Genomic DNA, 11198 nt, shown 5'->3' with positions numbered 1-11198 from the left:
CTTGGCGGCTTCCTGGCGCGCAAAGGCGATGGCGAACCCGGAGTCAAGACCATCTGGCAAGGTCTGCAGCGCGTGATGGATTTCGCCGCCGGACTCCGGTACGCACGAGAACTTGACGAATGAGTTGTGTGTAATCAAATGGGCTGAATGGGCTGAATGGGCGCAGACTTGCGTCCGCAACTACAAATTGGTGGGCGCAACTGATGACAGAGGGCGAAGTTGATTGGCGATATCCGAGGCGTGTTTCAAGTCAGCCTTGCGCTCGTGCAGCCGCACTTCCCTGGTCTGGTAGGCGTCATAGACCGATATTCCAGCGAGACACAACAGACCCAGGATGAGCGGCAGCCAGAGCTTCTAGGCATAAGACAGTTTCGTCAGTTTGCGAACCTCAGGTTGAAAACGGCGGACAGCAAAAACGCCTACCGTGCCGACGGATCAAGACGCTTCACAGGAGCTATTGTGACGATGGGATCGACCGGGAATGTTGAAGTCACAAATGGGGGATTGACGACAAAACTAAAATGTGAAGCTTTCTTTTGGCGAGTGTTCTACGAGCTTCAATGACTCGGATACGGATTGCCTCGACGCTAGAAACGCGCGAGGCTGTCCTTCGTCCAGAGAGATCGACCTCTTGAGATAACCTCATATCCCGTGAACGTGGGGTGCGGCCGGACTTCAGATCCGATCGCCGCGGTGCTCGGACCGGCTCTTCTATCCCCCTTTTGGGGGATGGCCCGGGACCATTTCGGCAAGGATGATGGAATCAACAGGTACGGACTGTATGGGGCAAGCGCACAAGAACCTATATAACCCCGAGATCCGATATCGGACGCAAGGAGACATAGATGCAGGTTGACGCCAGACCCCCGATGCCGCCGGTGTATGCGTATCCGTTGCTCATCAAGCAACTGCTGCACACGCCGTTTTCCCAATCGCTGGACCAGGAAATCGTCTACGGCGGGCAGTTGCGAATGACCTATTCAACGCTGCAGGAGCGCATTGCCCGGCTCGCCAATGGCTTTGAAGTTCTAGGTGTCCAATACGGGAGTACTGTCGCGGTGATGGACTGGGACAGCCACCGCTACCTCGAGTGCTATTTTGCGGTGCCGATGATGGGCGCCGTTTTGCAAACCGTCAATGTACGGCTCTCGCAGACGGAAATCGCTTATACGATCAACGATGCGGGTGCTGAGATACTGCTCGTTCACACCGATTTTCTGCCGGTGATCGAGGCGATCAAGGACAAGCTGGCAACGGTGCGTGCGTTCGTCTGGATCGACGAACCGGACAGCGAGGTTTGCGCGCACACCATCCCGTTTGCAGCTGAATACGAGGCCCTCCTCGCTGCGAGCGCAGCAAGCTACACATTTCCCGATTTCGACGAAAACACGCGAGCCACGACGTTCTACACGACGGGCACCACCGGCCTGCCTAAGGGCGTCTCCTTTTCCCACCGGCAACTGGTCTTGCACACGATCACCGGGATGGCAGCGCTAGCAAGCCCCGTGTCGGGCCAGCGATTTCACCGCGGCGACGTTTACATGCCGCTCACACCGATGTTCCATGTCCATGCATGGGGCATGCCTTACATTGCCACAGTGCTGGGCGTCAAGCAGGTCTACCCCGGCCGCTACATGCCGGACCGGATCATACAGCTGGTTCGCGAAGAAGCCGTCACGTTCTCGCATTGCGTAAGCACCATCCTGCATATGCTTCTCAGTTGCCCCGAGGCGACATCCGCCGACTTCAGCAACTGGAAGCTCGTGATCGGCGGCGGAGCCTTGCCGCATGGTCTCGCGCGCGCCGCGCTCGAACGAGGTATTGACGTCTTCACCGGCTATGGCATGTCAGAGACGTGTCCCGTGCTGACCCTCGCGCAGCTCAAGCCTGGCAGCGAGTCGCTTGACCACGACGAGCAGGTGCGCTTGCGCTGCAAGACCGGTCTGCCGATCCCGCTGGTCGATCTGCGCATCGTCACGCACGAGATGGAAGACGTTGCGCACGACGGCAAGACCTGCGGCGAGATTGTCGTGAGAGCGCCGTGGCTCACCCAGGGCTACAGGAACAATCCCGAGGCGTCCGCGCAACTCTGGGCCGGCGGCTATCTGCACACGCAGGACATTGCCCATATGGACACAACCGGCAATCTGCAGATCACGGACCGCATCAAGGATGTGATCAAGTCGGGTGGTGAATGGATCTCGTCGATCGAAATTGAAAGCCTGATTTCGTTGTATCCGGGCGTCGCTGAAGTGGCGGTGATCGGCGTCAAGGATGACAAATGGGGCGAGCGGCCCGCGGCGCTGGTGGTTCTCAAGCCGGACGCGACGGTCATCGAGGAGGACATCAAACAGCATCTGCTGACATTCGCTGCAACAGGGCGTATTTCGAAGTACGCCGTGCCGAAAACGGTGAGGTTCGTCGATGAGCTGAAGAAGACGAGCGTCGGCAAGATGAACAAGAAGTGGTTGCGCGAACAGTTTGCATGACCCTCACGCGGAGCAAACATGATGAGCATCAACGAATACAGCCTCGCGACGATTGACGAGTTCGTCGGCCGTGAGCTGGGAGTATCGAATTGGGCTCTCGTCGACCAGGCACGCATCGACGCTTTCGCGCAATGCACGGGCGACAGGCAGTGGATTCACGTGGATGCCGAGCGCGCGAAACGCGACAGCCCTTACGGCGGCACAATCGCCCATGGGTATCTGACGCTCTCCCTGCTAGGGGCGTTCTTAATTGAGATCGGCCTCATTCCCGAGGACGCATCAGCCGGTCTGAACTACGGGCTGGACAAGGTGCGCTTCATGACGCCGGTCAAAGCCGGAGCGCGTGTGCGAAACCGCATAACCCTCTTGTCCGTTGAGAAAAAAGACGGCGGCCGTGTCATCGTCAAGACGTTGAACGAACTCCAGATCGAGGGCGAGGCGAAGCCCGCGTTAATCGCTGAGACGTTAGCCATGCTTGTGGCCTGATCCGGTTTTAGACGGAACCAAACAGTCGATAGAGGAGATGCAGATGGCGACCACCACTGAGCACCCGTCACGCAGCAAGCAAGCCACTGATATCGCCACACGCGCCCCGTACGGCATGCCTGGCCCTCACCCTTTCGTCGGGCTGCGTTCAAGTGACATCCTGGCCACGGCCCAGCAGATCGGCGCACAGGTGTTGCGGCAACCCGCGCTGCTGGTCGAGCAGGAAGCGGCGCTCGCACGCGAGCTGATTTCCGTACTGTGCGGCAGCTCGCCATGCACGCCGGCGCAGGGTGACAAACGCTTCGCCGATCCTGCATGGCAGGACAATTCGTGGTATCGGATCACGATGCAAGGCTATTTCGTCTGGCGCAACGCGTTCACACGGTTCGTCGACCGTTCGGCACTCGACGCGAAGAGCAAGGAGCGTGCGCAGTTCGTGCTGTCACTTATCTCGGACGCGCTGTCGCCGACGAACACGCTGCTCGGCAATCCGGCGGCGCTCAAGAAGCTGGTCGATTCGGGCGGGGCGAGCCTGGTTGGCGGGGTCAAGAACCTGGTCATGGATATGCTGGAGAATCAGGGCATGCCCGCACAGGTCGACAAGACCGCGTTCGAATTGGGTAAGAATCTCGCCTCATCGCCGGGCTCGGTGGTGTTTCGCAACGAGGTGCTCGAACTGGTCCAGTACACACCGGCGACCGCGCAGGTTTACGCTCGCCCGCAACTGATCGTTCCGCCGCAAATCAACAAGTTCTATATTTTCGACCTGTCCGAAGGCAGGAGCATCGTCGAGTATCTTGTCAAGAGCGAATTCCAGGTGTTTGCCGTGAGCTGGCGAAACCCAACCGCCGCGCAGCGCCAATGGGATCTGAATACCTACGTCGCCGCACTTGCCGAGGCCATCGCGGCGGTACGCGACATCACCGGCAGCGACGACGTGAACCTGCACGGTGCATGCTCCGGAGCGATGACGATCTCGGCGCTGCTCGGGCATCTTGCAAACTGCGGTGAGAAGACCGTGCACGCCGCCACGCTGATGGTGGCGGTGCTGGACAACAGTGCGGAGTCGCAACTCGGCGCTTTCGTTACGCCGGAAACAATCGTGGCGGCCAAGCAGGCCAGCACCGCGAGAGGAGTGCTCGCCGGCGAGGCGATGGGGCGCGTGTTCGCGTGGATGAGACCCAATGATCTGGTATGGAACTACTGGGTCAACAATTACCTGTTGGGCAAGACGCCGCCTGCCTTCGACGTCCTCTACTGGAACAACGATACGACCCGGCTGCCTGCTGGGCTGCATGGGCAACTGCTCGATATTTTCACGGACAATCTATTCAGCAAGCCTCGTGCGCTTGCGGTGCTGGGTATGCCGATCGACCTGTCCGAGGTGGGATGCGACAAGTATGTGGTGGCCGGCATCACCGATCACATCACGCCGTGGAAAGGCGTTTATGACACGGCGCGGATGTTTGGAGGCAGCACACGGTTCGTGCTGAGTTCGAGTGGTCACATTCAGAGTCTGATCAACCCGCCGGGCAATCCGAAGGCGAAGTACTTCGTCAATCCGCAGCAGGAACTCCCGACCAATGCGGACGCGTGGCTCGCCGTGGCGCAGGGCAAAAGCGACTCGTGGTGGAGCGACTGGCGAGATTGGCTGACCGCGCGTTCCGGCGAGAAGCGCACAGCGCCGGCCGCGCTCGGTAATGAGCGGCATCCAGCGGGCGCGAAGGCGCCTGGTACTTACGTCGTACAAGCGTGAAGCACCCGCCTCGCCGGGTGACAACCCTTCTTTAACGCAGTCTTTCGGGGAACCTGATCATGGAATCGACGAATCCCACCGGTCTCTTCGCTGAATACACGAAGGTGATCGGGCAGTTCAAGCTGCCGCGAATCGATATCGCCACAGTACTGGAGTGGCGCCGCAAGGACATTGATGCATTGACGGAAGCCGGCACGACCACCGTTGCGGGCATGCAGTCGCTCGCTCGAAAGCAGTCGGAGATACTGCACACGACGATGACCGGATTCCAGTCTCTCTTCGCGCGGTCGACCGGGTCCGGAAGCGAACCTGCCCCCGCAAATCCCGCAGCACTGGTTCAACACGCGTTGCCCAAGACCCTGACGGACGTGCAGGAGTTGGCGGATACGGCTTACCGCGCGCTGTCTGACAGTTTTGCGGTGATCACAAGGCGCGTCGCGGAGCACGTCGAGGAGTGGAAGGCGCTCCTGCAACAAGGCAAGTAGCGCGGCAGTGCGAGCGCATCGCCGCTGCTTGCTCCGAAGCGTCCTGTCATGAGGTCTCCCGGATGAGAGAAACATCTGTCAGCTCCGAGTCAGTTACCCCCATGCAGATCCGGACGGTCGATCTGGATGGCCAGGCACTGCGCGTCGCCGTCTGGCACCGCAGCGATACTTCGCCGCCACTGCTGATCTTCAATGGCATTGGCGCCAATCTGGAACTTGTGGAGCCATTCGTCTCGGCCCTGGAGGATGTGAGCGTCATCATTTTCGACATCCCCGGCGTCGGTGGCTCGCCCACGCCGGTCATGCCGTATCGCTTCTCGACGCTGTCCGTGCTGACGGACAGGCTGCTCTCGCGTTTGGGATATGACGGACCCGTCGATGTGCTCGGCGTGTCGTGGGGTGGCGCGCTCGCACAGCAATTCGCACGCCTGTATCCGGGGCGCTGCCGCAAACTGATTCTCGCGGCAACGTCGCCGGGCGTCATCATGGTACCGGCGAAACTCTCGGTGCTATCGAAGCTGATCGGGGCGCGCCGCTATACCGATCCGGCTTACCTTCAACACGTCGGGGCTGAAATCTATGGGGGCGCTTATCGGCGCGATCCTGCGCTGCTCAAGGAACATAGCCGCCATATTCAGGCTCCCCGCGGTCGCGGCTACCTCTATCAGTTGCTGGCAGCGTGGGGCTGGAGCAGCCTGCCCTGGCTAGGCGCCTTGCGCCAGAGAACGCTAGTCATGCACGGCAACGACGATCCGATCGTGCCGCTGACCAATGCGAAGATTCTCGCGGCGCGCATCCGCAATGCGACGCTCTACGTGATAGACGACGGGCACCTGTTTCTGATCACGCGTGCGAAACAGGTTGCTCCCGTCGTGCGCAAGTTTCTTCGGGGGGCGGCTTGAGTGTGGCGGCTGAAGGCGACAAGGGTTTGCGGCGCACAGCAGCCAGTACAGCGGACGACCGAAAGGCGATTCGCCTGAGAGACATGAGGCGATTCGCGACGTTTCTGCTTGCGGCCATGATCGCACTGCTGTTGGTGTGCGTCGCCTGGCAGGCAGAGCATCCGTGGCTTCAATGGCCGCGGGCGCTTGCAGAGGCCGGCGCGGTGGGCGCAATAGCGGACTGGTATGCGGTCGTCGCACTGTTCCGGCACCCGTTTGGTCTGCCGATCCCGCATACAGCGATCATTCGACAGAACCAGCAGCGCATCGCTGAAAGCCTTGGCAACTTCGTCGAGGAAAACTTCCTGACACCGGAACTCATCATCGGCCGGCTGAGCGGTTACAACGCCGCGCAAGCGCTGGCCGGGTGGCTCTCCGAGCCGGCCAACAGCCGGGCCATCGCCGAGGTGATGGCCACTTCGCTTCCGGAGTTGTTGAACGGGATCGACGACGGGGATGTCGGGCGATTTTTCGATCGCATGGTAATACCGAAACTGCGCACGCTCGACGTGTCACGCGCCGTTGGCAACATACTGAAAGTCCTGAGCGACGGGAACCGGCATCAGCCGTTGCTGGATCACGGACTCGACGCGCTGGAGAATTGGCTCACGGCAAACGTGGATCTGATCAAGGCCAGGTTCAGCGCGGCGTCGAGGTACACACCGGCGCTGCTTGACGCCTATATCGTTAACAAGTTCGTCGAAGGTGTCATTGCGCTGCTCCGTGATGTCGTCGCGACTCCGGATCACGAACTTCGCCGCGAGTTCGACGCGGCTGTGCAGGGTCTGATTCTTCAATTGCGGACATCGACCGCTCATCGTCGCCTCGGCAAATCGTTGATGCGCTATTGCCTTCGGCATCTCAGGGACGGCGAATACTACCTGACGGTGCTCGATCATGTTCGCGCAGGCGTGGCGGCCGACCTCGATCGCGAGACCTCCGTCTTGCGCGGCGTGGCTGCGAGTGTGCTGGTCTCGATCGGCAAAAGCGTGGCAAGCGAGCCTGCGATTCAACGCAAGCTGAATGCGTGGTGGCTGGAACTCGCCCGGACGCTTGTGGTGCGCTACCGGCGTCTGCTATCGGCATTGATCACCGAGGTTATGAGAAGCTGGAACGACGAGGAAGTCAGCCGAAAGATCGAGGCGGAGATCGGCCGCGATCTGCAATTTATCCGGATCAACGGGACATTCGTAGGCGGGGTGGTCGGCGTTTCGCTTCATGCGGCCACGCTCGTCGTTGCGCAGTGAAGCGCAGCCCGACGGTCAACACACGAGGAGGCTTGATCATGGACATACAGGGCAATACCTTTCTGGTCACAGGCGGCAGTTCGGGGCTGGGCCGTGCAACAGTCGAAATGCTGGCTGCGGCCGCGGCGAACGTCGTCATCGCCGACGTCAATCTTGAGGCCGGTCAAAGGCTTGCCGCCGCGCTCGGTGAAAAAGTTCGCTTTGTCCCAGCGGACGTGACGAGCGAAACAGACGTAGAGCAAGCCATTGCGAGTGCGCTCGAACTAGGCGGCAGCCTGCAAGGTGTTATTCAGTGCGCGGGCATCGTGATTCCGCAAAAGGTGCTCGGCAAGGACGGTACGGTTCATTCGCTGGAACTCTTCACGAAGGGCATCCAGGTGAACCTGACTGGTACTTTCAATGTGGTCCGGCTGGCGGCACACGCGATGGCTGCGAACCTGCCTTCCCCGGAGGGCGAGCGGGGCGTCATTATCAATACAGCGTCGATTGCGGCATTCGACGGCCAGATCGGCCAGGCTTGCTACGCGGCGAGCAAGGCCGGCGTGGCGGGCATGACCTTGCCGCTTGCGCGCGAATTGGCGCGCTCGGGCATCCGGGTGGTGACCATCGCCCCCGGTGTGTTCGAAACGCCGATGGCGGCAGACGTCTCAGAAGCCGTTCGCGAGGCGCTGGCAAAGCTCGTCCTGTTCCCGCCTCGGATCGGACGGGCTCCAGAGTTTGCGAGCCTCGCAGCGCACATTCTTGGCAACGTGATGCTGAACGGCGAGGTCATTCGACTTGACGGCGCGGTCCGGATGCCCCCGAAATAGCGGCAGGTCGTGAAATCATAGGAGGACGCACCCAAGCTAGAGACGCCCAACCAGACCAAGCTCCGGCGCTCGAGCCACCGATTTGAGCGCGTTTGTCGACGGCCAGTTTTCATGGGTGTTCCGATACCTGGCTTGCTTCGGATGGAACTCGGACAAGGATGCCGGAGTGGGAGTTCATGCGGCCGTCAGGGCGATCCTGAAGGGGCTGTCCGAGCCTCGCGTCTGGTTGCCGTTCATCGGCACTGCGCTCGCCCTGCTCAATATCCAGGTGCCCAAGGCTCGATGGCGAGAATGACGGCGGGTGGGCATAGGAGGGTTCTTCACAAAGATGCCGACCGCGACGGCCATCGTGTTTATCATTAGTTTTACCACTTCGTCCATTCGTCGCCGGCCTGAACAGGAGAATCCAATCACCGGTCGGGCTCGTATTGGTGATACTCGTCTAGCAGCGAGCACAACCTGCACAAGTGCGCGGTAGCGCCTCAATGACGTCGCCAGCGCGTAAGGCATGCTGACTATGTACTTGCTGCCCGGTTACGCGCCTTGGAAGCTGTTTGCACCACAAGAAGCGACCGCTTCACCTTTACCTGGGCGATGACGAGTCCCGACACGAAGAGGGCAATGCCCGTCGTCCCCACACCGATTGAATCAAGCGACGAGATGACGAACTCGTCGGTGACGGGCAGAATGAACAGCGCCGGAGACGACTCGCTCGCCTTTTCCATGACAAGCACCTCGTTGACAAGTGAGCGCTGGCAGCACGACACGTATCCAGCCGTTGCCAGACAAGCCCATAACGATTACGCCTCCATCTTCTTCCCAGACGAGTCGGGCTTCCTGGCCGACTCTTCGCGTGGCAGAACCTCGGCGCCGCATTGCGAGACACCCGTTGTTGGGCGTGCGGGCGACCAGCAAAGTGTGAGCGGGACGTCTGCCGTCACCCGGAAGGAAAGATTGGCAACAGTTCCGCGCGTGGAGTCTTCAGCATCCCGGCAATCAGGAGCGCCGGCAACAGGCAATCCGAAAATATTTGCGGCGCCCCTGCGCAGTATCCAAGGAAAGCGACGAAGGCGACGGGAATGAGTGCGGTGGCAATCGGCGCTTCTGTGATGAGGTGGTGCTTTGAACCTGGTCGCGCACGGTCGGTGGGATTGGGTCCCGTTTTTGACCCGCACCAACCGCGCGGATCGAGGAGGAGTCGACGACCGCGCGCGACCAGTCTATGCGGTCCGCTTCGCGTAGCTTTGCAAGAAGCAGTTCGTGCAGTCGGTCCCAGACGCCGGCGGCCTGCCAGTCGCGCAGACGGCGCAGCAACTCATGCCGCTTCCGCAACCCATCTCGCGGCAGCAGGTCCCAGCGCAGGCCAGTCTGCAGGATGAGCAGGATGCCGGTGAGCACTGCCCGGTCATCGAGTGGTTTGCGTCCGGGGTAGCGTGAACGGCGTGGTTTGGGTGGGAGCAGCAGGGGTTCAATGAGTGCCCACAGCTCATCATCGAGTATCGGATTGGCCATGTCCTTTCCGTTACCGAAACAATGATGAAGTTAACATCAATCGCTGCGGGCTAACAGCCCCTGCATCATTTTGTTAAAGGTTCTTAGGCAAAAATATATTCGTTAAGGATTTGGCAATTATGAGGAAGGATGGCAACTATCCGTCAAACCCGGAGAGGAGCGCTGTGGGATGGAATACATCAATTTAATTGGATAAGGCAAGAGTGAAAGTACCGTGCTAACGTTCGAGAACTGAACGAAGGCCATCTTGTTCGTAATCTATCCCCCGTTCGGGGGATGGTGAATTCAGGAAAGTTCGAGCAGGCTTCTCTAGCTTTGGCGGCGACTGACGGCTTTGATTTCCCTCCGCGTTTAGCGCAGTTGTGGACTAGGAAAGCCATGCCGCAACCGTAATGCGGTGCGACCGTATCATTAGGATTACATTTTGTATTTGGAACTCATGCGCGCGCACGAATATCTGAAATGGGCGACCCGTATCCTATGGCGAGCACGTGCGAGTTGATGATAGGGCGCAGCGCGGCGTCACCAGGTTGTCATGGCGAACGAGTAGTTTCATCCGACGCTGTGAACTAGCTGGCGCCGAGTTGCACCATAATACAAACTAAGAGAGATCAAAGATGACGAGCCGACATGCCGAAAATTTCGGCCACCTCGAGGGTAGCCTCCGGGATAGTCGACGCAGACGTGCCATTGCCGCACACCTTGACAGCGCATTTAAAGGGGGCGGCCTCGGCTCGGCCCCACGCCGCGAAGTGGTTAGCCCTGTGCGAAGACGGCGTGGAGTATTGGCGATGCGGAATCATTATTCCGCCGCTGAACGCTTGTACACGGCGCGCCACCGTTCTCGATCTGGACGTTCGCTGACTCCGCGCGGGTCAACCCCAGGACGCCAAGTCTGCTTTACTTTTTCTGGGAATTGCGGGGTAAGGAGTCGGCGTGCCGGGTGTTCCGTAAAGCCTGATTCTCGCGCCTCAGTGGATGTCGCGCTTGCGAAGACTCGCACGTGTGAATTTCTGAGGTGAAACAGCAGGCCCTGTGCGGCAAGACAGAAGTGCCGATGTGAGCGAAACTAAACGAAAACGGGAATCTGGCGACACCGGACCCATGAACCACTATGAGACGGAGTCGGCGAGAGGCGCATCGCATATTGCGAGCATGCTGTACGAGCAAAGCATTCGCGCAGCGGATATGGAAACTCTTCTTCAGTCCGAGGCATGTCACGGACGCGAGGCGCTGGAGGGTTATGCATCCGCACTTCTCGCAAGACTGGAGCAGCGCGCCAAGCCGCAGGAAGTCAGAGTGCTTCGCGACTTGATAGATCATGGTCGCCTGGCAGAGCAGAGATTAACTGTCAGGAAAAAGTAGGTTGGTCGTTAACCGTAACAAGAACCGGGGGTAGAACATGTCAAAGCGAATCGCTTACGTAACCGGTGGTATGGGTGGAATCGGAACAGCGATATGCCAGCGGCTGCA

11 protein-coding genes and 1 pseudogene are annotated in these 11198 nt (G+C 59.7%); 10 read left to right on the top strand and 2 right to left on the bottom strand.

What is annotated here, in order from left to right; all coding sequences use genetic code 11:
* The 9 genes from VMJ11_RS01045 to VMJ11_RS01005 all read left to right on the top strand — a co-directional run.
* Nucleotides 1-123 (top strand): IS4 family transposase (locus VMJ11_RS01045; RefSeq protein ID WP_325616021.1); only part of this gene is annotated, 123 nt, incomplete at its 5' end.
* Between the two features lie 722 nt (nt 124-845).
* Nucleotides 846-2489, top strand: a complete 1644-nt coding sequence (locus VMJ11_RS01040; protein WP_325616010.1) for a fatty acid--CoA ligase — start codon at nt 846-848, stop codon at nt 2487-2489.
* Between the two features lie 21 nt (nt 2490-2510).
* A complete protein-coding gene (locus tag VMJ11_RS01035) occupies nt 2511-2975 on the top strand; it encodes a MaoC family dehydratase (RefSeq protein ID WP_325616018.1) in 465 nt (154 codons plus the stop codon).
* Nucleotides 2976-3018: 43 nt separating this feature from the next.
* Nucleotides 3019-4731, top strand: a complete 1713-nt coding sequence (locus tag VMJ11_RS01030) for an alpha/beta fold hydrolase (RefSeq protein ID WP_325616014.1) — start codon at nt 3019-3021, stop codon at nt 4729-4731.
* Between the two features lie 59 nt (nt 4732-4790).
* Nucleotides 4791-5216 carry a phasin family protein gene (locus VMJ11_RS01025; RefSeq protein ID WP_325616008.1) on the top strand — a complete coding sequence of 142 codons (426 nt, stop codon included), beginning with the start codon at nt 4791-4793 and terminating at the stop codon, nt 5214-5216.
* A gap of 62 nt (nt 5217-5278) precedes the next feature.
* On the top strand, nt 5279-6118 hold the full coding sequence (gene phaZ / locus VMJ11_RS01020; protein ID WP_325616012.1) for a poly(3-hydroxyalkanoate) depolymerase: 840 nt from the start codon (nt 5279-5281) through the stop codon (nt 6116-6118).
* A 116-nt stretch (nt 6119-6234) separates the two neighbouring features.
* Nucleotides 6235-7404, top strand: a complete 1170-nt coding sequence (locus tag VMJ11_RS01015; RefSeq protein ID WP_325616006.1) for a DUF445 domain-containing protein — start codon at nt 6235-6237, stop codon at nt 7402-7404.
* Between the two features lie 38 nt (nt 7405-7442).
* On the top strand, nt 7443-8213 hold the full coding sequence (locus VMJ11_RS01010) for an SDR family NAD(P)-dependent oxidoreductase (protein WP_325616002.1): 771 nt from the start codon (nt 7443-7445) through the stop codon (nt 8211-8213).
* 82 nt (nt 8214-8295) lie between these two features.
* Complete coding sequence (locus VMJ11_RS01005) at nt 8296-8508, top strand: hypothetical protein (RefSeq protein WP_325616000.1); 213 nt, start codon at nt 8296-8298, stop codon at nt 8506-8508.
* Between the two features lie 220 nt (nt 8509-8728).
* On the opposite strand, the gene VMJ11_RS01000 is transcribed toward VMJ11_RS01005, so the two are convergent.
* Together VMJ11_RS01000 and VMJ11_RS00990 are read right to left on the bottom strand one after the other, a co-directional pair.
* Nucleotides 8729-8938 carry a hypothetical protein gene (locus tag VMJ11_RS01000; protein ID WP_325616022.1) on the bottom strand — a complete coding sequence of 70 codons (210 nt, stop codon included), beginning with the start codon at nt 8936-8938 and terminating at the stop codon, nt 8729-8731.
* Between the two features lie 356 nt (nt 8939-9294).
* Nucleotides 9295-9725, bottom strand: a pseudogene (locus VMJ11_RS00990) (transposase); the annotation flags it as partial.
* A 1104-nt stretch (nt 9726-10829) separates the two neighbouring features.
* Here VMJ11_RS00990 and VMJ11_RS00985 point away from each other — a divergent pair.
* Nucleotides 10830-11090, top strand: a complete 261-nt coding sequence (locus VMJ11_RS00985; RefSeq protein WP_325615997.1) for a hypothetical protein — start codon at nt 10830-10832, stop codon at nt 11088-11090.
* The last annotated feature ends 108 nt before the right edge of the window (nt 11091-11198 follow it).

The organism is Paraburkholderia sp., from assembly GCF_035501035.1.
GTDB lineage: Bacteria > Pseudomonadota > Gammaproteobacteria > Burkholderiales > Burkholderiaceae > Paraburkholderia.
Note: the sequence above shows the minus strand (reverse complement) of the source record. Positions and strands in the feature narration are given on the sequence as shown.

Excerpts from the sequence above, each read along its gene's own strand:
- VMJ11_RS01035 (WP_325616018.1), top strand. The coding sequence starts at position 2,511 with ATGAGCATCAACGAATACAGCCTCGCGACGATTGACGAGTTCGTCGGC.
- VMJ11_RS01040 (WP_325616010.1), top strand. The coding sequence starts at position 846 with ATGCAGGTTGACGCCAGACCCCCGATGCCGCCGGTGTATGCGTATCCG.
- VMJ11_RS01025 (WP_325616008.1), top strand. The coding sequence starts at position 4,791 with ATGGAATCGACGAATCCCACCGGTCTCTTCGCTGAATACACGAAGGTG.
- VMJ11_RS01010 (WP_325616002.1), top strand. The coding sequence starts at position 7,443 with ATGGACATACAGGGCAATACCTTTCTGGTCACAGGCGGCAGTTCGGGG.
- VMJ11_RS01030 (WP_325616014.1), top strand. The coding sequence starts at position 3,019 with ATGGCGACCACCACTGAGCACCCGTCACGCAGCAAGCAAGCCACTGAT.
- phaZ (WP_325616012.1), top strand. The coding sequence starts at position 5,279 with ATGAGAGAAACATCTGTCAGCTCCGAGTCAGTTACCCCCATGCAGATC.
- VMJ11_RS00985 (WP_325615997.1), top strand. The coding sequence starts at position 10,830 with ATGAACCACTATGAGACGGAGTCGGCGAGAGGCGCATCGCATATTGCG.
- VMJ11_RS01000 (WP_325616022.1), bottom strand. The coding sequence starts at position 8,938 with ATGGAAAAGGCGAGCGAGTCGTCTCCGGCGCTGTTCATTCTGCCCGTC.
- VMJ11_RS01015 (WP_325616006.1), top strand. The coding sequence starts at position 6,235 with ATGATCGCACTGCTGTTGGTGTGCGTCGCCTGGCAGGCAGAGCATCCG.